At 63.4% G+C, this 22,076-nt stretch carries 16 protein-coding genes; 11 read left to right on the top strand and 5 right to left on the bottom strand.

The window, feature by feature from the left end:
• The first annotated feature begins 139 nt into the window (after window positions 1–139).
• The 5 genes from EKO19_RS31645 to EKO19_RS31625 all read left to right on the top strand — a co-directional run bounded on the left by EKO19_RS31645 (window position 140) and on the right by EKO19_RS31625 (window position 7,654).
• Entirely contained in the window at window positions 140–2,803 is a 2,664-nt protein-coding gene (locus EKO19_RS31645) for a glycosyltransferase (protein WP_129781426.1), read from the top strand.
• 85 nt (window positions 2,804–2,888) lie between these two features.
• A complete protein-coding gene (locus EKO19_RS31640; protein WP_129781425.1) occupies window positions 2,889–3,386 on the top strand; it encodes a MarR family winged helix-turn-helix transcriptional regulator in 498 nt (165 codons plus the stop codon).
• Complete coding sequence (locus EKO19_RS31635; protein ID WP_157995534.1) at window positions 3,383–4,798, top strand: efflux transporter outer membrane subunit; 1,416 nt, start codon at window positions 3,383–3,385, stop codon at window positions 4,796–4,798. The genes EKO19_RS31640 and EKO19_RS31635 overlap by 4 nt, the downstream gene beginning before the upstream one ends.
• A gap of 24 nt (window positions 4,799–4,822) precedes the next feature.
• Window positions 4,823–6,070 (top strand): HlyD family efflux transporter periplasmic adaptor subunit, encoded by a 1,248-nt coding sequence (locus EKO19_RS31630; protein ID WP_129781423.1) that lies wholly within the window; start codon window positions 4,823–4,825, stop codon window positions 6,068–6,070.
• 66 nt (window positions 6,071–6,136) lie between these two features.
• Window positions 6,137–7,654 carry a DHA2 family efflux MFS transporter permease subunit gene (locus EKO19_RS31625; protein ID WP_129781669.1) on the top strand — a complete coding sequence of 506 codons (1,518 nt, stop codon included), beginning with the start codon at window positions 6,137–6,139 and terminating at the stop codon, window positions 7,652–7,654.
• Between the two features lie 86 nt (window positions 7,655–7,740).
• Here the strand turns inward: EKO19_RS31625 and EKO19_RS31620 are convergent, their stop codons facing one another.
• Window positions 7,741–8,838 carry a Gfo/Idh/MocA family protein gene (locus EKO19_RS31620; protein WP_129781422.1) on the bottom strand — a complete coding sequence of 366 codons (1,098 nt, stop codon included), beginning with the start codon at window positions 8,836–8,838 and terminating at the stop codon, window positions 7,741–7,743.
• 265 nt (window positions 8,839–9,103) lie between these two features.
• Between EKO19_RS31620 and EKO19_RS31615 the strand changes: the two genes are divergently transcribed.
• The 4 genes from EKO19_RS31615 to EKO19_RS31600 all read left to right on the top strand — a co-directional run bounded on the left by EKO19_RS31615 (window position 9,104) and on the right by EKO19_RS31600 (window position 15,953).
• On the top strand, window positions 9,104–11,827 hold the full coding sequence (locus EKO19_RS31615; RefSeq protein WP_129781421.1) for a tetratricopeptide repeat protein: 2,724 nt from the start codon (window positions 9,104–9,106) through the stop codon (window positions 11,825–11,827).
• A gap of 70 nt (window positions 11,828–11,897) precedes the next feature.
• Window positions 11,898–13,376 carry a tetratricopeptide repeat protein gene (locus EKO19_RS31610; RefSeq protein ID WP_175597259.1) on the top strand — a complete coding sequence of 493 codons (1,479 nt, stop codon included), beginning with the start codon at window positions 11,898–11,900 and terminating at the stop codon, window positions 13,374–13,376.
• Window positions 13,377–13,525: 149 nt separating this feature from the next.
• Window positions 13,526–14,161 carry a response regulator transcription factor gene (locus EKO19_RS31605; RefSeq protein ID WP_175597258.1) on the top strand — a complete coding sequence of 212 codons (636 nt, stop codon included), beginning with the start codon at window positions 13,526–13,528 and terminating at the stop codon, window positions 14,159–14,161.
• Between the two features lie 28 nt (window positions 14,162–14,189).
• Window positions 14,190–15,953, top strand: a complete 1,764-nt coding sequence (locus EKO19_RS31600) for an ATP-binding response regulator (protein WP_129781418.1) — start codon at window positions 14,190–14,192, stop codon at window positions 15,951–15,953.
• Here the strand turns inward: EKO19_RS31600 and EKO19_RS31595 are convergent, their stop codons facing one another.
• Genes EKO19_RS31595 through EKO19_RS31585 form a run of 3 tightly spaced genes read right to left on the bottom strand, consistent with a single transcriptional unit; the run spans window position 15,954 to window position 19,144 of the window.
• The gene (locus tag EKO19_RS31595) at window positions 15,954–17,192 is read right to left on the bottom strand and encodes an aminotransferase class V-fold PLP-dependent enzyme (RefSeq protein ID WP_217705740.1); all 1,239 of its coding nucleotides are present in this window, start codon (window positions 17,190–17,192) and stop codon (window positions 15,954–15,956) included.
• A 52-nt stretch (window positions 17,193–17,244) separates the two neighbouring features.
• On the bottom strand, window positions 17,245–17,712 hold the full coding sequence (locus EKO19_RS31590) for a hypothetical protein (protein ID WP_129781416.1): 468 nt from the start codon (window positions 17,710–17,712) through the stop codon (window positions 17,245–17,247).
• Window positions 17,713–17,722: 10 nt separating this feature from the next.
• On the bottom strand, window positions 17,723–19,144 hold the full coding sequence (locus EKO19_RS31585) for a GMC oxidoreductase (protein WP_129781415.1): 1,422 nt from the start codon (window positions 19,142–19,144) through the stop codon (window positions 17,723–17,725).
• Window positions 19,145–19,288: 144 nt separating this feature from the next.
• On the opposite strand from EKO19_RS31585, the gene EKO19_RS31580 reads away from it, so the two are divergent.
• A complete protein-coding gene (locus EKO19_RS31580; protein WP_129781414.1) occupies window positions 19,289–20,149 on the top strand; it encodes a pseudouridine synthase in 861 nt (286 codons plus the stop codon).
• A gap of 109 nt (window positions 20,150–20,258) precedes the next feature.
• Here the strand turns inward: EKO19_RS31580 and EKO19_RS31575 are convergent, their stop codons facing one another.
• Window positions 20,259–21,155 (bottom strand): acyl-CoA thioesterase, encoded by an 897-nt coding sequence (locus tag EKO19_RS31575; RefSeq protein ID WP_129781413.1) that lies wholly within the window; start codon window positions 21,153–21,155, stop codon window positions 20,259–20,261.
• Between the two features lie 163 nt (window positions 21,156–21,318).
• Between EKO19_RS31575 and EKO19_RS31570 the strand changes: the two genes are divergently transcribed.
• The gene (locus tag EKO19_RS31570) at window positions 21,319–22,056 is read left to right on the top strand and encodes a PspA/IM30 family protein (protein ID WP_129781412.1); all 738 of its coding nucleotides are present in this window, start codon (window positions 21,319–21,321) and stop codon (window positions 22,054–22,056) included.
• The last annotated feature ends 20 nt before the right edge of the window (window positions 22,057–22,076 follow it).

The raw sequence follows: 22,076 nt of genomic DNA, 5'->3' as shown, positions 1-22,076 counted from the left end.
AGCCTGAAGACTCCTTCGGATGCGAGCGGGCCGACTTCGGCCCGAGCGTCGCGCCGGCTAAGTTAACATGTCGCAGGTTCATTGCCTGAACGTTGCCCTCAACCACGCTATTCGCCCCCACGCCCGCAATCGAGTCACAATGAAGTGGTCGGCTTTTCTGGTTGCGGCCGTGTTCGCGGCCCTCACCTTTGGCCTGTGGGCCTATGTGAACCGGCCGACCGCCGAGCCGCCCTGGCCGGCGCGCGTGCAGGGCATGGCGTTCTCGCCGTTCCAGGCCGGCCAGGATCCGGTCGTGCGCGTGCTGCCGAGCCGGCAACAGATCGACAGCGACCTGCGATTGTTGGCGGGCAAGGTTACCGCTGTTCGTTCGTATTCCACGCTGAAGAGTCTGGGCGAGATTCCCGAGCTCGCGGCCCGTTACGATTTGAAGGTGACGCTCGGCGCCTGGCTGGACCGCAATCTCGCCACCAACGATGAAGAGGTGGCTGCGGCCATCGAGCTGGCCAACCGGCATCCGAATGTGATCCGCGTGATCATCGGCAACGAAGCCATCCTGCGTGGCGATCTCACCGTCGCGCAATTGGCCGAGCAACTCGATCGCGTGCGCCAAGCGGTCAAGCAACCGGTCAGCACCGCGGAACCGTGGCACGTCTGGATAAAACATCCCGAGCTGGTCGAGCACGTCGACTACCTGGCCGTGCATCTGCTGCCTTATTGGGAAGGCATTCCGGTCGATAGGGCCATCGACTATCTGGTTTCGAACATGGAGCAGTTGAGCCGCGCGTATCCGGGCAAACCGCTGGTGATCGCTGAAGTCGGCTGGCCTTCGGACGGCCGCACGCGCGAAGGCGCGGTGGCCTCGACCAGCAATGAGGCAATGTTTCTACGCCGCTTTCTCGAACGCGCCCGGCACGAAGGCTACATCTATTACTTGATGGAAGCGTTCGATCAGCCCTGGAAGACGCGTTACGAAGGTGGCGTCGGCGCGTACTGGGGCATCTACGACGTGCGTCGTCAGCCGAAGTTTGCCTTCGTCGAGCCCATCGTCCGCGTTCCACAGTGGCAAACGCTCGCCATGGTCTCGGTTGCGATTTCTACGCTCATCCTCGGCATGCTCTACGTGCACAGCCTCGCGCTCGGCACGCGGGGCCGCAGCTTGTTGGCCGTCGTCGTGTACGGCGTGGCGACGACGATGGTCTGGATCATTTATGACTACTCGCGCCGCTATCTCACCGTCGCCAGCGTCCTGATCGGGACCTTGCTGATTCTGGGCATGCTCGGGGTGATCGCAGTCTTGCTCACCGAAGCCTTGGAATGGGCCGAGGCGCGCTGGGGCAAATCACGCAAACGGCCGTTCGATCCAGCCGCGCTCGGCACGCATGTGTTGCCGAAGGTGTCGATCCATGTGCCGGCTTATAACGAGCCGCCGGAAATGCTGATCGAAACGCTCGATGCGCTGGCACGGCTCGACTACCCCGACTTCGAAGTCATCGTCGTCGACAACAACACGCCCGACGCCGCCGTGTGGCAGCCGGTGGAACGGCATTGCCGGCAGCTCGGCGAGCGCTTCAAGTTCTATCACGTAGCGCCACTCAAGGGCTTCAAGGCAGGCGCGCTGAACTTCGCGCTCGAACGAACCGCGGCCGCTGCCCGCGTCATCGCCGTGATCGATAGCGACTACAAAGTCGAACCGCATTGGCTGCGCGCGCTCGTGCCGGCATTCGCGGACGAGAAGCTCGCCATCGTGCAATCACCGCAGGACTATCGGGACGCTGCAGAAAGCGCGTTCAAGGCGATGTGCTACGCCGAGTATCGCGGCTTCTTTCATATCGGCATGGTGGTGCGTAACGAGCGCAACGCCATCATTCAACACGGCACGATGACCTTGGTCCGGCATTCGGCGCTGAAGAGCGTCAACGGCTGGGCCGAGTGGTGCATCACCGAAGATGCCGAGCTGGGATTGCGTCTGTTCGAGCACGGTCATGAAGCGCAGTACCTGCCCGTAACGTATGGGCGGGGGCTCATGCCCGAGAACTTCACCGACTATAAGAAACAACGCTTCCGCTGGGCTTACGGCGCGGTCCAGATTCTGCGCGCGCATGCGGATGTGCTGCTGAGCTCCGACCGGCGACTCACCAAAGGTCAGCGCTATCACTTCATCGCGGGCTGGCTGCCGTGGTTGATGGACGGACTGAATCTGATCTTCAACGTGTTCGCCGTGGCCTGGTCGACGGCGATGATCTTCGCTCCGCACCGCTTCGATCCGCCGCTGATGATGTTTTCAGTGCTGCCGCTGGCGCTGTTCGCATTCAAGCTGGCCAAGCTCGCGCACCTCTATTCATCGCGAGTCGGTGCAAACATTCGTCAGACGCTGGCCGCGGCGCTGGCCGGGCTGGCTTTGTCGCATGTCGTCAGTGTCGCTGTCGTCAAAGGCTTGCTGACCCGTCGGGAACCTTTCTACCGCACACCCAAAGACAAACAACCTCACGCACTCATGGAAGGCTTTGCCGCCGCGCGCGCCGAAACGGCCTGGCTGCTGGTCCTGGTACTCGCGGCCGTGGGCCTGAGCGGTCAATACACGATTGCTCCCGGCCTGGTCGTGGGTATTCCGGAAGAGTTGAAGGCACCGGACGTGTCGCTGTGGGTCGCGGTATTGCTGATTCAGGCAATCCCCCACGCCGCCGCCCTGCTTATGTCACTGGTCAGCGCCCTGTCGTTACCGGCGCGCTGGCTGGGGCAGCCACCAATGAGCACGGGCGTACCAGCAACTGCGCCATTTCGTGCCCAGGATTCCGCTGACTAGTTCCTGAAAGCGCGAAATTCCGGCCTTGTGGGTCGGCAGTCCCCTCCTATAATGCCTGCCTAGGCAGTCATTGCCGAGGCAATCAATGGCCAAGGCCCACTACAAACCCGAATCGTTTCACCTGCGCGACAGCATCGGCTATCTCGTCAAGCGCTCGCAGCGCCTGATGCAGGAACGGATCGAGGGTCTGTTCGAGCGGCAGAACTTCACCCTGCAACAGTGGGTGGTGCTCATGTATCTGCGCGACGGCCTGGCGGTCACGACCGCCGACATGTGCCGCGACCTCCATCACGACAGTGGTGCAATGACCCGCCTGGTCGATCAGCTGGAGTCGCGCAAGCTCATCGAGCGGCGGCGTAGCGCCGGCGACCGGCGGGTCGTCGAGCTCTCGCTCACCCCGGCCGGTGCCGAAGTCCTGGACACTCTGATCCCCATCGCATGCGATGCGCTGAATACCTCGCTCGAAGGCTTCACGCGCGAAGAAGTGAAGCTGTTGCAATCGATGTTGAGACGGCTGCTCGGCCGGCTGGAAGAGCTGGTGCCCTACTCCGCGGCGACGTCGGACAAGGAGAAAGTGACATGAACATCAGCGTAGCTTCCCGCGCCAGCGCGCTCGTGCTTGGCATTGCCACGGCGCTGAGCGGATGCGTGACTCCGCCGAAAACGGAGCCGCAGGTCCAATCGATTGCCGATGCGAATGTCGGCCTCGGCACGAGCGCCGCGCCGGTGGTCGCCGAACGTTGGTGGGAACAGTACGGCGATCCGCAGTTCGATCAGCTGGTCACCACGGCGCTCGAGCGCAACCCCAACCTTCAGCAAACATTGGCTCGCCTGCGCGCGGCTCAGTCTCAGGTCGAACTGGCCAAAGCTCAGCGTACGCCCGGTGTGTCGTTGGACGGCGCTGAAACACGCAGTCGCTGGCCCGAGCAATACATCTACCCGCCGCCCTACGGTGGTGGCACCTATTGGTCCGGTCAGTTGCTGGCGAACCTGTCCTGGGATCTGGATTTCTGGGGCAAGCAGGCCGCGCTGATCGATTCGGCCAAGGCGACCGTGGAAGCGGCCCGGCTCGACTCGGCAGCCGCGCAACTCGCGACGACCGTGGCATTGTCACAGACCTATCTCGATTTGAATCGCGCCATCGCGCTCGCCGACATCGCGCAACAGTCGCTGGTCCAGAGACAGCGCATTCTCGATATCACGCGTAAGCGCATCGACGCCGGGCTCGATACAAACGTCGAGCTGCGCGAAGCTGAGTCGGCCGTACCGCAGGCCGAGCTTGCACGCTTGCAGGCCGAAGCGGCGCGCGAAGTCGCTGTGCATCGTCTGGCTGCGCTGATTGGCGAAGGCGCGGATGCTTACGAGCGCATCGGCAAGCCCACGCTGAATCTCGAAGCCGCGCTCTCGATTCCGACGGATTTGCCGGCGGATCTGCTCGGCCGCCGCCCTGACATTCTCGCGGCCCGCGCGCGTGTCGAATCAGCCACGGCGGAGCGGACTGCGGCTCGCGCGGCGTTTTATCCGAATGTGAATCTGAGCGCGTTCGCCGGCTTCCAGGCGATCGGGCTCGACAATCTGTTCAAGGCGGAGAACCGCACGTATGGCGTCGGCCCCGCGATCAGCCTGCCACTGTTCGAGTCGCATCGCCTGAAGTCGCAGTTCAACGCGGCGACCGCCATGCAGGACGAAGCGGTCAGCTCGTACAACGGCACGGTGATCTCCGCCGTCCAGCAAGTCGCGGATCAATTGAGTCAGGTCAACTACAGCGCGCGGCAGTTACAGCAAGCTCGCGCCACGCTCGCCTCCGCCGAGGAGGCTTATCGACTGGCGCAAAAGCGCTACGAAGCGGGGCTCGCGAATTATCTGTCCGTGCTGACGACCGAAACCCAGGTGCTGAATGCACGCACCACGTTTGTCGACATCCTTCATCAACAAGCGCTCGCTCGCGTGTCGCTGCTGCTGGCCGTCGGCGGCAACTTCACCGCTGCCAGCTGATCGTTACTTTCAAACGGAATTCTTATGAGCGAACCCACTGCTCCTGCTGCCAACGGCAACGGCTCCCGCCGGCGGGGTCTGCTGATCCTCGCTGCCGTCGTAGCGATCGCCGCCATCGGCTATACCGCGTACTGGTTTACGGTCGCGCGCTACTACGAAAGCACTGACGACGCCTACGTCGCCAGCGACATCGTGCAAATCACCAGCGAAGTGCCGGGCGCCGTGCTCGGCGTGCACGTCGACGACACGCAATCCGTCGAACGCGGCCAGGTGCTGGTCGAGATCGATCCGGCCGATGCAAACATCGCCGTATCCGCCGCCGAGGCCGAACTGGCACGCACCGTTCGACAGGTTCGCGCGCTGTACGCGCAGGCCGACCAACTGCGCGCTCAGATTGCCGAGCGCCAGACCGACCTGAAGAAATCTCAGAGCGATTACGCCCGTCGCCAGGCGCTGGTGGCCGATGGCGCCGTGTCGGGTGAAGAGCTCGCGCACGCTCAAGACACGATCGCAGCGACGCGCTCGGCGCTGCATGCCGCGCAACGACAGCTCGATGCCACGCTCGCACAGATCGAAGGCACGACGCTCGAAGACCATCCGAACGTGCTGGCCGCGGCGGCCAAGCTGCGTGATGCGTCGCTGGCGCTGCGTCGGACGACGATTCGCTCGCCCGTGTCCGGCACGATTGCCAAGCGCGGTGTCCAGCTCGGTCAACATGTGAGTGCCGGTGCGCCACTGCTCGCGGTCGTGCCGCTGGATGATGTTTGGATCGACGCCAACTTCAAGGAGAGCCAGCTCAAGAACGTGCGCGTCGGTCAGCCGGTCAGCATCCATGCTGACATCTACGGCAAGGACGTGGAGTACAAAGGCACGGTCGCCGGCCTCGCCGCCGGTAGTGGTAGCGCGTTCGCCCTGCTGCCTGCGCAGAACGCGTCAGGCAACTGGATCAAGATCGTTCAGCGCGTGCCGGTGCGTATCACGCTCGACGCCGAGCAGCTGAAGCAGAGCCCGCTACGCGTCGGTCTGTCGATGCACGCGAAGATCGAAGTGCGCGACACGTCGGGCCCGCTGGTGGCCGCGCAGGTCCGTAACACGCCGCAGCCGCTGCAGAAGAGCGTCGGTGAAGACACGGGCATCGAGCAGCGCATCGCCGAGATCATTCATCAGAATGCGACGGCGAACGGCGCGGTCGCGAGCAGCACGCGCCGGAATACTCGTGGCGCAACGGTTGCGTCGATCGAGTCCGCCGATTCGCGTCAGGCCAAGCGGTAACCAGCGCGCTCCGCGAGGAACCTCCCAGTGAGCACGAACACTGCGACTGCGGCCGGGCCAGCGCCCATGCAAGGCGGCCAACTCGCCGTGACCGCGCTGGCGCTGGCGCTCGGCACCTTCATGCAGGTGCTGGACACGACCATCGCCAACGTTTCCATTCCGACCATCGCCGGCAACCTCGGCGCGTCGGCGGACCAGGGCACGTGGGTCATCACTTCGTTCGCCGTCGCCAACGGCATCAGCGTGCCGCTCACCGGCTGGCTCATGCAGCGCTTCGGCATCGTGCGGACGTTTGTGTTCGCGGTGCTGGCCTTCACGGTCGCCTCGTTCCTGTGCGGCGTGGCCTGGAATCTGGAATCGCTGGTGTTCTTCCGCGTCCTGCAGGGCGCCGTATCCGGACCGATGGTGCCGGGCTCGCAAGCGCTGATGTTGATGTTGTTTCCTCCCGCGAAGAAGGGACTGGCGCTCGCGCTGTGGTCGATGACCACGCTGGTCGCGCCCATCATGGGCCCGATGCTCGGCGGCTGGATCTCGGACAACGCGACCTGGCCCTGGATTTTCTATATCAACATCCCGGTCGGCATCTTCACGTTCGCCGTCTGCTGGTTCCAGTTGCGCAACCGTGAGACGCCGACTCGCAAGCTGCCCGTCGACACCATCGGCCTGTCGCTGCTGGTGGTGTGGGTCGGCGCGCTGCAGATCATGCTGGACAAGGGCAAGGACGAGGACTGGTTCTCCTCGCCGTTCATCGTCACGCTCACCATCGTGTCGGTGATCGCATTCGCCGCCTGGCTGATCTGGGAGCTCACCGAGAAACATCCCATCGTCGATCTGTCGCTGTTCAAGAGCCGCAACTTCACGTTCGCGCTGATCCCGATGTGTCTGGGCTACGCCGTGTTCTTCGGCAACATCGTGTTGCTGCCGCTGTGGATGCAGACGCAGCTCGGTTACACGGCGACATGGGCCGGCTTGCTCGCCGCGCCCGGCGGCTTGATCGCAGTGATCGTGTCGCCGCTGGCGGCGCGCTTCCTCGCGAGGTACGACGCTCGCTGGCTGACCTCGTTGGCATTCGTCGCCTTCGCTGTTTCTTATTACATGCGAGCGCAGCTGACCACCGAAGCGGCGCCCATGGACTTCATCATCCCGCAGCTGATCCAGGGGCTGGCGATGGGCACGTTCTTCGTCGCCATTCTCACGATCATGCTCGACCGCATCGAGCCGCAGCGCGTGCCGGCGGCGTCGGGCCTGGCGATCTTCCTGCGTACCATCGCCGCGAGCTTCGCCACGTCGATCACGACCACGTTCTGGGATCGCCGCGAGGCGTTCCATCAGGCGCATCTGGCCAACAGCTCGAGTGCGTTCGATGCGCCCATGCAGGAGGCACTGAAGCATCTGCATTCACTGGGCATGTCGGATGGCGCCGCGCTGGCGGCACTCAACAAACAAATGGTCGGGCAGGCGTATCTGCTGTCGTCGATCGATTATTTCTGGATCTCGTCCTGGCTGACCCTGGCCATGATCGGCCTGGTCTGGTTCGCCCGCCGACCGAGCACCGGCGGCACGGCGCACGTGGCCGCGGATTGACCGTCCGCAGAACCCTTCTGGAAAGAAAACCTTTTTTTAAAAGTTGATTCCCCCTCCCGTCCGGGAGGGGGCCAGGGGGTGGGTCTTCAAATCTTCACTGCCCGTCCGGTCCGAATCGATTCATAAATCGCCGCCAGGATCTTCACGTCCTGCATGCCCTCTTCACCGGGCACGCTGGTGGGACGCTTCTCGTTGACACATCGTGCGAAATCATCGAGCTCGGCCGCGAACATATCGACCTGAGGAAACGACAGCGGCTTGCCGTCGCTGCGCACGCCCTTGATGCCGCCGTAGTAGTACGCAGGGTCCAGCTCGAACCAGCCGCGATCGGCCGTGGCGCGAAAGTTCTTGATGCCGTGAACTTTGAAACTGGCCGTGCAGTACGCGATCGCCCCGCCCGGGAACTGCGCCGTCCAGGTCACGGTTTCATCGACCTGCGCAAACTTCACCGGATCGGTCTTGGTTTCCGTCGCCGACACCAGCACCGGCTCCTCGCCGGTGAGATAACGCGTTGCCTGCAAGGCGTAGATACCAACATCCATCAACGCACCGCCGCCCGACAGCGCACGCTTCACCCGCCACTGATCGGCCGCCCCGACATCGATACCAAAGCCCGCTTCGATGATGCGCACCGGCCCCAACTCCTGCTCGCGCGCGATCCGGATGCATTCGATGTGGTGCGGCTCGAATCTGCAGCGATACGCGGTACCGAGCATGCGATCCGCCGCCTTGCAGGCATCGATCATCTGTTGGCAACGATCCACCGATATTTCCAACGGCTTCTCGCAGAACACGTGCTTGCCGGCCTTGGCGGCGGCGACCGTGTGCTCCAGATGAAGTGCGTTGGGAGTGACGACGTACACGATGTCGATGTCGTCGTTGTCGGCCATGCGATGCATGGTGTCGTATGTATAAACGCTGCGGGCCGGCAGGCTGTATTTCTTACGCCACTCATCCACCTTGCCGGTGCTGCCGGTGACGATGCCCGCGAGCCGGCAGTGCTGAGTTTTCTGCAGGGCCGGCGCGATCTGGTCGGTGCTCAGCTTGCCCAGCCCGCACAGGGCGACGCCGAGCTTCTTGCCGGGACTGGGTTTGTCGCGGCTGGCGGCGCTGCCCATGAACGGTACCGCGAGCGTGGCGGCGGCCGCGCCCGTTACGAAATGACGGCGGGAAAGATCCTGCATGGCTCCGTGCCCCCTTGACCGTTTGGCCCTGCCCCGCGACGTTGACTAACCGAGGCGCGGGATTAGGATGGCGATGATCATTCCGGCCGTGGCTGAAACGGCCGGACGTGACGACCGACGCCGCCCCCGCCGAACAGACCCTTGGAAAACGGCGCTGCCTGGTCTTGCTGCTGAAACATGACCCGCTCCCTGAATAGCCTGAAGATTTAATTCGAGGGAATGGTTGCACAGGCGGTGCGAGACCGACAACTGATCCTTGGTACCCGTGACGGAAATCCGCAAACGCTCGCTCGATGAGATTCTGGCGCACGCCCAGACGCTGCCGCCGGACCAGCAACTGCAATTCATCCGGGCCGCCTGCGACGATGAGCACCTGACTTCGTCACATTTGCAGGAGGCGCTGCTGTCGCGCCAGGAATGGTTCGACTCCGGCGGCGAGCCTCATCCCGGTCCGCTCGAACCCGAGTCGCCCGATCCCGCCGGCCGGCTGATCGGGCCGTATCGCCTGGTGCGCAGTCTCGGCCAGGGCGGCATGGGTGAAGTATTTCTCGCCGAGCGCGCCGACGCGCAATTCCGCCAGAACGTCGCGATCAAGCTGGTGCGTCGAGGCCTGCTGTCGCGACACGTGCAGGGTCGATTGCGCCAGGAACGGCAGATCCTCGCGACCCTGGATCATCCCAACATCGCGCGCCTGTACGACGGTGGCACCACCGAGGACGGCACGCCCTACATCGTCATGGAATATATCGACGGCCAGCCGCTCGATATCTATTGCGATCGCCGGCAGCTGACCATCGAGCAACGGCTGCGCCTGTTCATCACGGTCTGCGCGGCGGTGCATCGCGCGCATCAGGGCCTGGTCGTGCATCGTGACCTGAAGCCCTCGAACATTCTGGTGACGCCCGACGGCGCGCCCAAGCTGCTCGACTTCGGCATCGCCAAGATGCTCGACGATCGCGATCTGATGCACACCATGGCCGTGACGCACGAAGACATCCGCGTCATGACCCCCGATCACGCCAGCCCCGAACAAATCAGCGGCGGACTGATCTCCACCGCCAGCGACATCTATGTCCTCGGGGTGCTGCTGTATGAACTGCTGTGCGGCTACAAACCTTTCGTCCTGCGCGGCAAGCGGCTTGCGGAGCTGGAACGAACCATCTGCGAAGACATGCCGCCGCTGCCCAGCGATGTGATCGCGGCGGCTGAACGCCAGGAACACGAGGGTATCGAGCAAGTCGCCGCGCAACGTTCGGTCAGCGTGAGCAAACTGCGTCGACAGCTGCGAGGCGACCTCGACAACATCGTCACCATGGCGATGCGTAAGGAGCCCGAGCGCCGCTATTCCTCCGCCGAACAAATGGCCGGCGACGTCGATCGTTATCTACAAGGTCTGCCGATTCTGGCGCGCCCCGACTCATGGAGTTATCGTGCCGAAAAGTTCGTACGCCGGCACTCGATCGGCGTCGGGCTCTCGGCCACGCTGGTGGCGGTGCTGATCGGCTTCACCACGACGGTTTATCTGCAATCCCTGCGCATCAAGGAAGAGCGCGACGTCGCCGAAGCCGAACGCAACATCGCCAACAACCAGCGCGAGCGCGCCGAAGCGGTGTCGGGCTTCCTCATCGACTCGTTCAAGGTCGCCGATCCCTTGCAGGGGGGCAACTCGGTCACCGCGCGACAGATCCTCGACAATGGCGCGAAACGCATCGGCAGCGAGCTCAGCAATCAGCCCGCCATCAAGGCCGATGTGCTCGACACGATCGGCAGCGCCTATCTGGGCCTGGGCTTGCCCGAGGATGCCCAGCCGCTGATCGAACAGGGCCTGGAGCTGCGGCGCTCGCTGTTCGGCAACGACAGCGCCGCGGTCGCCAGCAGCCTGTACAGCCTGAACCGTGTTTACAGCGACAGCGGCGATCTCGCGCGAGCCGAAACACTGGCGCGACAGAGTCTCGACATCAATGAGCGCAAGACCGGCCCGGCCAGCGTCGCGACCGCGGCCAGCCTGTGCCGCCTCGGCGTCATTCAAAAGCAGAAGGACGAGCTCGCGGCGGCGGAGAAACTGTTTCAGTCCTGTCTGGACATCAGGCGCGCGCGCCTGGGCCAGCATCATGAATCGCTGACCACGCCATTGGACAACCTGGCGCAGATCGCCTCGCATCGAAACGACAACGTGCTGGCGGAGAAATACCTGAGCCAGGCGCTGGAGATCGACCGGCTGACCCGCAGTGAAGAACATCCGCAATACATTCGTCATCTGGTGCGACTGGCCATCGTCACACACGACCTCGGCGCCACCGACCAGGCCGAGCCGATGTTCCGGCGCGCGGTCGAGCTGAGCGAACGCGTGCTCGGCCCCGAGCATCCGGACACCATCGATACGATGAGCGCGCTCGGCAGCTTCCAGATGGAGACCGGCCGGCTGGCCGCCGCCGAACAAACATTGTCGCGGGTGCTGGAAATCAATCGCCGCGTCCGCCCGGACCACTTCTACGTTGGCAACGATCTGGAGAACCTCGGGCGGCTGGCCTTCCGCAAGCACGACTTCGCCCGCGCCGAGCAATATCTGAACGAAGCGCTGGTCGTGTATCGCCGGAAGCTGCCACCCACCAGCGGTTTCATCGCGTCGACGTTGACCATGTTGGGCCGCACGCAAGTCGAGCAGAATCGTCCCGCCGTCGCCATCAAATCACTCACCGAAGCGGCGGCGGCCTGGGATGCGGAGTACGGCAAGACCAGCGCCGGCTACGCAATCGCCACTGCGGCGCGCGCGCGAGCTCAAACATTGCTCGGTAAATACGCGGAGGCCGAGCCGGCGTTGCTGTCAGCCTATCCCTTGCTGAATAACTCCGCGCGCCCGGGCGATCGCGAGCTGGCGAAAGACATTCGTCCCTGGATCGAAGATTTATATCGCGCCATGGGACGGCCCACCGCCGCCAGGGAATATTTCACTTCGCTGTCGACCCCGGCCGAGCGCTCACCACGCTAGAGCATTGGTTCAGTTGCGAATGCAGGCGCGGGCCTGCAGTATCGCGCACGACATAACAAGCGAGGCTGCCATGCGAATCCTGATCGCGGACGATGAAGTCGCTCAGTCCAAGACGCTGCGTCCGCTGTTCGCCGCTGGCGGCAAAGGAAAGTCCAAGGCTCGCGCCACCGCCGGCGCGCCGGACATCGGCAGACTCATCATCGCGCGAGCACCGAAAAAGGGTGCGGGAAAAACAGCTAAGGGTCGCGCGGGCGGCGCGCAGCCCGGCAATGACAGCCTCGATATCGGCGATCAGCCTGAGCAGGCTTCTGCAGTTCTCGACGCGCTGGGCATTGCGCTACTGAACCGGGGCATGCTCGAAGAAGGCGCCAGGCTCATCGAGCTGGCCTTGCAGATCCGGCGCAAGTTTTTCGGCAACGACCATCCCGCCACGGCGCTGAGCCTGAACAGCTATTCCCGCGTGGAACGCGAGCGCGGCGATTACGAAGCGGCGACGATCGCCGTTCAAGACGCGCTACGGATCAATCGCAAGGTATATGGCGAGCGTGGTCTGCCGGTGGCGGCGAGCCTGGTCGAACTGGGCGTCGTGCAACTGTTGCAGGGCCTGTTCAGCGATGCCGTCGGTGCCGCCAACGAAGGCGTCGAGATCCTGAAACAAACCGGTCTGTACCAAACCGACCCGAACACGACGCGGCTGCTGGACGTGCTGGGCCGTGCGCACGGCGCACTGCGTGAATCGGACGCGGCGGAACAAACATACAAGACGCTGCTGGCGCTCGATCAGAAACAACTGGGGACCCGCAAACATCCCAAGTACGCCACCCACCTGGCGAACTTCGGTCTGGTGCTCGAACAGCAGGGCAAGCGCGCCGGCGCCGCCCGCGCCTATCAGAACGCCATCGATCTGTATGTGAACACCCTGAATCGCGACCGGCACCCGAATCTCATCGACGCTTACGCCAACCTCGGCTCGCTGTTGCGAACCTCGCCCAAGCAGGCCAAGGACGCTGGCAAGTACCTGCAGAAGGCGTTGGATCTGGGCATCGCGATCCGTGGCGAATCGCACCTGCTGGTGGGCAACGACTACGCCAATCTGGCGCGCTGGCAGTACGACACCGGCGCCCGGGACGGAGCTACGAAGGGCTTCGCGCAGGCGCTGGCCATCTATGGCCGCAATGTTCGCGGTCGCTCGTTGCCGGCCAACCACTATTTCATCGCCGAAGCCCTGACCTGGCAGGCACGGATTGCGGTCGAGCGCGATACCGCGGCCGGCGGCAAGGAAGGCGAGGCCCTGCTCCGCAAGGCCCTGGAGATCTGGCCGGTCCAGCTCGGCCCGAACAACCCGGGCGAACTGCTGGCCAAGGCCTATCTGGGCCGGGCACTGGGCCTGCAAGGGGGCGACACCAGCGAAGCCTGCCGGCTGCTGTGCGAGGGCTACTGGGGGTTGAAGCAGGACCCGACCGCCACCCCGGAAGTACTCCGCCGGTTGCGTCAGTGGCTGAAGGACCAGGGCTGCAGCTGTGAGGAAACTCCGGCGTCGGCGGCTTGACGCGAGCTGGCACGAAAGGGTCATTGCCCACCCCCTAGCGCAGAAGTACGATGCACCCGATTCAGATCGGGTATACAACCGATCCGGCACGGCGACGGAACGCCCTGCACTCCTTATCGGGTAGGGCGCAACTGTTTTGGGGCAGTGTCATGAAAATCCTCATCGTCGATGATCATCCGTTGTTTCGTGCCGGTTTCCATGCGGTGCTCGAGCAGAGCGACCTGGATGCCGGAGTGCTGAGCGTGTCCTCGGTGCCCGAGGCGCTGCAGGCCCTGCAGACGGACAGTGACATCGGCCTGGTGCTGCTGGACATCCACCTGAAGGGCGACGACGGGTTCAATGCGCTCAAGATCATCGGCGAACGCTTCCCGACCACCGCCTGCATCATGATTTCCGGCGACGATCAGCAAGCCGTCGCGGCCCGCGCGGTGGCCGCCGGCGCGTCCGGCTTCATTCCCAAATCGTTCACCGCCGACGAGATGATCGGCGCCATCCGCAAGGTGCTCGCCGGTGAAGTGTTCGTCCCCGAAACCACCAACCTGGCCGCCGCCACCGAGCAGCCGAACGGCCTGACGCTGCGTCAGCTCGAAGTCATCAGCATGCTGGGCCGTGGCTTCTCCAACAAGGAAATCGCGCGGGCTCTGGACGTTGCCGAGCGCACGGTGAAGGCGCATGTGAGCGCGGTGTTCGAAGCGCTCAATGTTCGCAATCGAACGCAAGCGGTGCTGGTCGCGCAGAAGCGAGGCTTCCTGCCGTCCGCGCCTGCATACGCGAACGCGCGCTAACGCTCCTTTCTAACAAGCCCGCCGCCCCATGGACGCCGCACTGTTGCGACGCGTTGAGCAACAGCGCGTGGAAATGTTGTATGGGAATGCGTTAGCCGTCTCCGGCTCCGCATTGCTCATGGTCGCGATGATCGCGGTCATCACCTGGCCGCACACCGACCACACTCGAATCATCGGCTGGTCGATTGCGACCCTGCTGGTGCAGGTCGGCAGCCTGGCGCTCACCTCGCGCTATCGACATTCGGACAACCGCGCGACCGCGTCGAGCTCATGGGGCTGGCGGTTCGCGGCGGCGTCGGGCATCGCCGGCCTGGTGTGGGGATCGTCGGCCTTCGTGCTGGTCGATTCGAATCAGTCGCTGACACTGGCTTTGATCGCCGCATGTCTTGCGGCTCGCGCCACGATCAGCGTCATCACTCACGCTCACTTTCCTCCCGCGCTACACGCGTTCACCGCGCCGGTGTTCGGCTTGCTCGCGCTTCGTTACATCATGCTCGGCGGTTATGGCAATGCCGCGCTCGGTGTGATGTGGTTCGCGGTGCTGGGTTATCTGTTGTTGTTCGGCGATCGTCAGGCGCGCGTGATCGTCGCGCAGATTCGACTGCGCTATGAGAACGAACAGCTGGTCGGTCAGTTACAGCAGCAATATGCGCTGGCCGATCAAGCTCGCGCCCGCGCCGAGTCCGCGAGCCGTTCCAAATCGTTGTTCTTCGCCGCTGCGAATCACGATCTACGCCAGCCGCTGCATTCGCTCGGTCTGTTTGCGACGGCGCTGCGTAATGGCAAGGTCGACGAACAGGGCCGTCGCATGATCGATCAGATCCTGCAGGCGACCGAATCGCTGGAACAGCTGTTCGACAACCTGCTGGATATTTCCAAGCTCGACGCCGGCCAGGTCGAGGTCAAGAAGGAAATCGTGCCGGCCAACCTGGTGCTGGATCGTCTGCGCAGCACCTTCACCAAACAAGCCGAGGAAAAAGGACTCAAGCTGGTCGTACGCCGCTCGCGGGGCGTGCTGTACACCGATCCGACGCTGTTGTTTCGTGTGTTGTCCAACCTGGTCTCGAACGCACTTCGTTACACCGAGCGTGGCGGCGTAATCGTTGCGTGCCGCAAGCGCCGTAACGGCGTGAGCATCGAAGTGTGGGACTCGGGCATCGGCATTCCGCCCGAGCAGCACGAGCGCATCTTCGAAGAGTTCTATCAGCTCAACAACCCGGCGCGCGATCGCTCGCGCGGCCTGGGATTGGGCCTCGCGACGGTGCGCCGTATCGTGAATCTGCTCGAGCATCCGTTGAATGTGCGCTCGACGATGGGCCGCGGCTCGCGCTTCAGTATCGAAGTACCGCTCGCCGATCCGAACAAGATCCACTCCGGTGCCGCGACCATCGAGCAGAAGGTGCCGAACCTGATCGGCGGCAAGCTCATCATGGTGATCGACGACGAAGAATCGGTGCGCCTCGGCATGCAGAGCCTGCTGGAAAGCTGGGGCTGCAAATGCATCACCGCCATGGACTCGGATCAGGCGCTGGCCAGCATCAACGGTCGCGTGCCGGACTTCATCATCGCGGATTTGCGCCTGCGCGGCGATCGCAATGGCATCGACGCCATCCGTGAGTTGCGCGCGAAGTTGGGCGACGGCATTCCCGCCGTGCTGATCTCCGGCGACACGGCGACGGAGCAATTACGCAAGGTCAGCGCCGCTGGCCTGACGATGATGCACAAGCCGTTGAAAGCAGTTCGCCTGCGCGCCCTGCTCAATCACGAATTCGCGAAGAAACAGCGCGCCTGATCACCAGCGCGCGGCGGGGCCTGCCAGCGCCTTGCGCAACTGCTCGACATCGTCGAGGCTGGTGAACATCGAGGGCGTCGCTCGCACGCAGGCGCCCGACTCGACGCCCGATCGATACACGGTGAGGATCTTGGTTTCTTCCAGCAGGCGCTTGGCCAGCTCGACGTTCTCCTTGATCCCGGCCCGCCCTTTGCGCCTGAAAGACGTGAGTCCCGCGTACAGACGCTGGTCGGTCGGCGTGAGAATTTCCCAAGCACCGTGATCGCGAACGGCCTCAGCCCACTGATCTCGCAGGTATCTCAAGCGCGCTTCCTTCACGGGTGTGCCGATGGCATCGTGGAAGTCGAGCGCGTCGGGCACCGTCATGAACGCCGCGAAGTTGGCGGTTCCGGAATGAACTCGACTGCGAATGTCATCCGCCGGAAAGCTGCTGTCGCCCAGGTACGGCTCGATATCGGCCAGCCGTGAGCGGCGGATATACATGAAGCCCACGCCCAGCGGCGCGCCCAGCCATTTCTGCACATTGAAGCCGGCGAAATCCACATCCAGCGAATCCAGGCGAAAATCGATCTGACCCCAGGCGTGCGCCGAATCCAGAATCACGTCCACTTCGCGATGGCGGGCCAGCGCAATGATTTCTTGCACCGGCGCGATCAAGCCGGTGCGATGGCCGAGATGCGTGAGCAGCGTCATTCGAATGTTCGGATGCGCTTCGAAGGCCGCGGCATACGCGTCGATGATGCCTTGATATGTCGCAGGCTCAGGCAGTGCGATTCGCACCACTTCGACACCCCGACGCGCAGTCAGCCAACGCATCGCGTCCTGCATGGCGTCGTAGTCGAGGTCCGCAAATAACACTGCGTCCCCCGGACGCAGCCGGCCATAACCGGTAATGAGAGCTTGCAGCGCCTCGGTCGCGTTCCGCGTCAATGCGATTTCTTCGGCACTGACGCCGAGCGAAGCAGCGATGCGAGCGCGAACCTTGTTCTGATCGTCCGCGGATCGAAGCCGCGCGTAATACGAGTTCTCGCGATTCACTCGCTCGACGTTCTGCTCGTAGGCAGTCAGCACGGGCCGCGCCATGACACCGAAAAAACCATTCTCCAGAAGAACGACGTCGCCAGTGACGTCGTACTGCGCAGCTACTTCTCGCCAGTAGCGTTCATTACGCGCCAGCTGTTCCGGCGTTTCGTTGGGGCGGGCTGGCGCTTTGGCGGCGGCGGAGATCGGAGGGGCCATCGCCGCAATCATACCTGTGACCAGCAGATCGCGGCGGGAAACCATGGAACGTTTATGCCCTGCTAACGGCGGGAGCACTACTGTAAGTGAATGGATTCCGGCACGCCACGATCATGCCGCTGTAAACGATCGTCTCGTGCTTTGGATCCGGGATGCGGAAGAAGTTGCTGCCGATCAGATATTCGGTCAGCACGAAACGTTCCAGCCCCTCCAGGCCATCGCGTGCCTTGGAGATGTGGGCCGGCAGCCAGGGCACGAAGCGATCGGCGAATACCGTCACCTTCACTTCCTTACGATTCATGCGTTCGTTGGCCAGGATGTCCTTGATGAACGTTTGCAACGAGCCGGGATCGAGATCGATGCCCGGCAGGTTCTCGCGAACCACACGCTCGACCCAGGAGGCCCGATAGTTCGTCAGGTGTCCCCACGAAGCGGCGCCGAAGACGCCGAGTGCAGCGACGCCGCCGCTCGCGATGAGCAGCTTGCGTCGGCCGGGGGAAAATTTGCTGGTCTCGTTCATCGATGTTTCGTCACGCAATCAAGGCGGCGCTACGCATGGACAGCGCGGCCACACTCAAGCTGGGATTCGCATTCGGGCCCGACGGGAACACCGATGAGCCGACGACCACCAGATTGCGCACATCGTGATGAATCTGCCTGGCGTCAACCACGGACGAAGCCCGGTCGTTGCCCATGCGCAGCGAACCCTGGATGTGAGATTCGGTGTCGCGCATGCCCTTGAAGTCGATGCGCTCCACCGGCAGCGGCTCCAGTACTTTCTCGATGTTGGTCAACGACTCTTGCACGCCGCGTTTGGCGTAGTCGGAAACATCCGCGTGCAGCACCTTCGGCACGCCGTCTTTGTCGAGCACGACGCGGTTCGAATCCTGCGGCAGATCCTCGACCACGACGACCAGCGGTGTGAGCTGGCGCCAGCGTCCATATTCCTTGCGCAAGCCGTGCGGCCAGCGGTTGTCGAAATAGATGAGCGCACCGGCGTAATCCTTGCGGAACGCGCCGTCGTAGAGCGAATAGTTCAGCGCGGTCGTGATCGTGCCGCCGTCGAGGCTGTCCACGCCGTCGAGCAGCACTTCCAACGAGTACCCGAGTTGCTCGTGAATGCCCACGCCGGTCAATGGATGCTCGATCCCCGAGCGCAACAGGATGGCCGGGCTATGAATCGCGTTCGCGCCCAGCACGAACAAATCGCCGGTGACTCGATGCTCCGCGCCGTCCTTCTTGTATACAGCAGCGCTGACGGTGCCGCCGGAATGATCGAGATGCGTCACCTCGCATTCGGTGCGGATCTCCACGTTGGGATGCTCGCGCAAATTGGTGAAGCCATTCTCGAAAGTGAACTTCGCATTCACCGGACACAGATTGCATCGTGCCGAGGCACAGCACGGCGGACGACCCGCGTCCGCGACACTGGCACGCGCCGTAGCGATCGGAACATGAAACTCCGGCTGAGCCTTACGCATGATCGCGTCGACGGCGGTCTGTTTATGCGGCGGCTGAGGAAACGGTGCCGAGCGCGGCAGGATCACGCCCATCTCGGATGAGCCCGCGACCGACATCTTGGTTTCGGCGGCGAAGTAATACGGCTCCAGCTCGTCGTAGTCGAGCGGCCAGTCCTGCGCCACGCCGTACTGGCTGCGCATCCGGAAGTCGCTGGGATGGAAGCGCGGGGTCTGCGCGTACCAGCAATTCGTGCCGCCACCGACACCGATGGTGAAATTCCAGACCTTGTTCGCCGCATCGGTCCGGAAGGTGGAGGCCGGCAGAATGGGCGAATTCTTGCCTTGTTCGAGCTGCCACGCGTGCGAGTTGAACGTACCGCGTTCAAGCATCAGGATCTTCGCCGCCGGTCGTTTGCTCAGGTACCCTTCGACAAAAAACAATGAACCGAACCCGGAGCCGACCACGACCAGGTCGTAATGCTCTTGAACCATCCGTCCTCCCGAAACGCATCGGAATTAAACCGACGCATCGCCGGGAAGTTCCGTAAATAGGTAGCTTTTGCGCGCATAGCTGACAGCCCGGCGCGGGAATCCGTGTAAGCTTCGCGCCCTGATTCGACCACATAACGCTCCGCCATGTCCAAGTCGCGACTTTCCGACACCGCTCCCAAGGGGGTGAGGCTGCAAAAAGCCATGGCCGACGCCGGCCTCGGCGCGCGGCGCGACTGCGAAGACATGATCACCGCGGGCCGCGTGGCCGTGAACGGGCGCATCGTCGACACCCTGCCCTGCTTCGTTGATCCGGCAAACGACGAGGTCCAGCTCGACGGCGAAGTCATCGAGCTGCCCGTGCCCGAAGAGAGCGCGGACTCGACCGGCTCGTCGAAGGCCGCGGCCAAGGCGCGCTCCTTCATTTATGTCCTGATCAACAAGCCCAAGGGCGTGATCACGACCACCAGCGATCCCGAGGGTCGCCGCAACGTGCTGGACCTGGTGCCTCAGTCCTTACGCAGCAACGAGCGATTGTTTCCTGTCGGTCGCCTGGACGGCGATTCCACCGGCCTGCTGTTGATCACCAACGACGGCGATCTGGCCTATCAGCTCACCCATCCGAAGTTCGGCATCGCCAAGGAATATCGGGTGCTGACTTCCGGTCTCGCCACCGATGAACAGCTGCAAAAGCTGCGCGCCGGCATGTATCTGGTCAATCCGGCCTCCGATGGCACCAAGACCTCCAAGAAGGCCTCGATGGAATCGGTCCGCATCATCAAACGTTTCGTGGATCGCGCCCGCGGCGATCGCACGATGCTGAGCGTAACGTTGCGCGAAGGCCAGAATCGCGAGATTCGCCGCATGCTCGCGCGCGTCGGCTTGAAAGTTCGCGAGCTGGAGCGGGTCGCAATCGGCCCGCTGCGCGCGGGCGATCTCAAGCCAGGTCAGGCCAAGCTGCTCGGCAAGAAAGACGTGGAAAAGCTGCGCTCGGCGACGCTGGGGTGAGCGCGGATGCCTTTTCGAAGCGACTTAACGTCGCGTCGAACCGCGCGAACGCCGGTACCCGGATGTATCCGGCTAGCCGAGGCTCCAGGGATGGCTGCTTGAGATGAGGCTAGCGCGCCTGTTTATCCAGCAGGCGAATCAATCCCTCCTGCGCGACCGACGCCACCAGCTTCCGGTCGCGACCAAACATCTCCGCTCGCGTCAGCCCACGCGCGCTGCCAGCGAACGGACTCACGGCTTCGACCAGAATCCACTCATCCGCTCGCGGCGGATTATGGAACCACATGGCGTGGTCGAGGCTGGCCATCATCACGTCTTTGTTCTGCATCTCGGTGGGATGTTTCAGCAGCGCCGTCGAGACCAGGAAGTAATCCGACAGATACGCCAGGCCGGCCAGCTGCGTGAGCGGATCGTCCGGCAGCGGCGACGCGGAGCGAATCCAGTACTGCGCCCGCTGCAGCGACTGCTTGCGGAGCATGAACATTTCCGGATTCACCGGCTTCAATTCGATGATGCTTTGCTGAGACAGCAGCGCGACCGCGCCCTTCGGCAGCCGGTCGCCGAACTTGTCCACCAGCTGGCGCACGTCCATCAGGTCTTCCGGATCGGGCACGTCACCGCTGACCGTCACCTCGTGCTGGAGGCCTTCCTCAGGCCGGTGGAACGACAGCTCCATATGGAAAATCGGTCGCGATCGCTGCCGGGCCACGACGCGGCGGGTCGAGAAGCTGCCGCCATCGCGCGTCAATTCGACGTCGTAGATGACAGGAATGTCGCTGGCGCCGGCCAGCAGGAAATAGCCATGCAGCGAGTGACAGACCCGGTCCGGCGCCACCGTGTGCTGGGCCGCCTTCAGGCCCTGCCCCAGGATCTGGCCACCGAACAGGGTGCGATTGACGTTGATCTGGTTGACCTGGCTGCGGAACAGGTTGGTGTCGAGCTGCTCGAGCTCCAGCACTTCGCGCAGGTACTTCGGAGCCGGGGGCGGCGCAATCGGGGTGACCATGGCAGCGAGTGTAGCACCGGCGCGCAATCCACCGGTGGCGGCGGGGCGCTCACCGGCGGCAGGCGGCCGCCCACCCCGCATGGCTACTAGGAACCGGCGAATTTCGTTAGGCTTTGCGCACTTTTTACGGCTCGGACCAAGGGCCTGAATCCTCGGAGGGTGCATGTTCAGCCGGCTTGGAAACCTCATCAAAGGCTTCTTCTCCCTCTTCATTTCGGGAATCGAGAAGCGCAATCCCGAAGCGCTGCTGGAACTGGAGCAGGAAAACCTCCGCAAGCAGATCGCGAACTTCAACCAGGGCCTGGCGACGCATGCCGGCCTGTGCGAACGGATCATGGGTCAGGTGCGCAAGCTCGAAGCCGAGCAGAAGGACCTGCGCGCCAAGACGGCCGCTCACCTGCGCGCCGGTAACAAGTCGGCCGCCGGCCAGTACGCCCTGCGCCTGCAGACCATCGAGTCGCAGCTGGAAGAGAACCGCAAGCAGCTCGAACAGGCCGAGGGCACGTACAAGAATCTGATCAAGGCCCGCGACGTGGCCGTGCAGACCGCGCGCGCCAAGATCGAAAGCCTGAAGGGCGCCATCAACGACATGAAGATGAATCAGGCCATGGCCGAGATCCACGAAATGGCCTCGGGCATGATCACCAGCATCGGCGGCTCGGGCGACACGCTCAATCGTCTGCACGAAATGGTCGAGGAAGAACGCACCAAGGCCGCCGGCCGCGCGCGAGTCGCGAAAGATTCCATCGACATGACCGGCGTCAACGTGCAGGAAGCCGAAATGAATGCGCTCGCCGATCAGGCGCTGGCCGACTTCGCCGCGCGCGAGGGCATTTCCATCGAAGGCGAGAAGCCCGCCGCGCCGGCAACCCGCACGATGGGCGCGCAGTCAGAGTCGTAACCGGGTGTGTCGACTTCCCC

It is taken from the genome of Peristeroidobacter soli, from assembly GCF_004138485.1.
GTDB lineage: Bacteria > Pseudomonadota > Gammaproteobacteria > Steroidobacterales > Steroidobacteraceae > Steroidobacter > Steroidobacter soli.
The sequence above is the reverse complement of the archived record's forward strand: the minus strand, read 5'-3'. Positions and strand labels throughout refer to the sequence as shown.

What these genes read in the sequence shown, in the direction of transcription:
- EKO19_RS31645 (WP_129781426.1), top strand. Translation starts at nt 140, where the DNA reads ATGAAGTGGTCGGCTTTTCTGGTTGCGGCCGTGTTCGCGGCCCTCACC.
- EKO19_RS31605 (WP_175597258.1), top strand. Translation starts at nt 13,526, where the DNA reads ATGAAAATCCTCATCGTCGATGATCATCCGTTGTTTCGTGCCGGTTTC.
- EKO19_RS31570 (WP_129781412.1), top strand. Translation starts at nt 21,319, where the DNA reads ATGTTCAGCCGGCTTGGAAACCTCATCAAAGGCTTCTTCTCCCTCTTC.
- EKO19_RS31595 (WP_217705740.1), bottom strand. Translation starts at nt 17,192, where the DNA reads ATGGCCCCTCCGATCTCCGCCGCCGCCAAAGCGCCAGCCCGCCCCAAC.
- EKO19_RS31585 (WP_129781415.1), bottom strand. Translation starts at nt 19,144, where the DNA reads ATGGTTCAAGAGCATTACGACCTGGTCGTGGTCGGCTCCGGGTTCGGT.
- EKO19_RS31610 (WP_175597259.1), top strand. Translation starts at nt 11,898, where the DNA reads ATGCGAATCCTGATCGCGGACGATGAAGTCGCTCAGTCCAAGACGCTG.
- EKO19_RS31630 (WP_129781423.1), top strand. Translation starts at nt 4,823, where the DNA reads ATGAGCGAACCCACTGCTCCTGCTGCCAACGGCAACGGCTCCCGCCGG.
- EKO19_RS31625 (WP_129781669.1), top strand. Translation starts at nt 6,137, where the DNA reads ATGCAAGGCGGCCAACTCGCCGTGACCGCGCTGGCGCTGGCGCTCGGC.
- EKO19_RS31600 (WP_129781418.1), top strand. Translation starts at nt 14,190, where the DNA reads ATGGACGCCGCACTGTTGCGACGCGTTGAGCAACAGCGCGTGGAAATG.
- EKO19_RS31635 (WP_157995534.1), top strand. Translation starts at nt 3,383, where the DNA reads ATGAACATCAGCGTAGCTTCCCGCGCCAGCGCGCTCGTGCTTGGCATT.
- EKO19_RS31640 (WP_129781425.1), top strand. Translation starts at nt 2,889, where the DNA reads ATGGCCAAGGCCCACTACAAACCCGAATCGTTTCACCTGCGCGACAGC.
- EKO19_RS31575 (WP_129781413.1), bottom strand. Translation starts at nt 21,155, where the DNA reads ATGGTCACCCCGATTGCGCCGCCCCCGGCTCCGAAGTACCTGCGCGAA.
- EKO19_RS31590 (WP_129781416.1), bottom strand. Translation starts at nt 17,712, where the DNA reads ATGAACGAGACCAGCAAATTTTCCCCCGGCCGACGCAAGCTGCTCATC.
- EKO19_RS31580 (WP_129781414.1), top strand. Translation starts at nt 19,289, where the DNA reads ATGTCCAAGTCGCGACTTTCCGACACCGCTCCCAAGGGGGTGAGGCTG.
- EKO19_RS31620 (WP_129781422.1), bottom strand. Translation starts at nt 8,838, where the DNA reads ATGCAGGATCTTTCCCGCCGTCATTTCGTAACGGGCGCGGCCGCCGCC.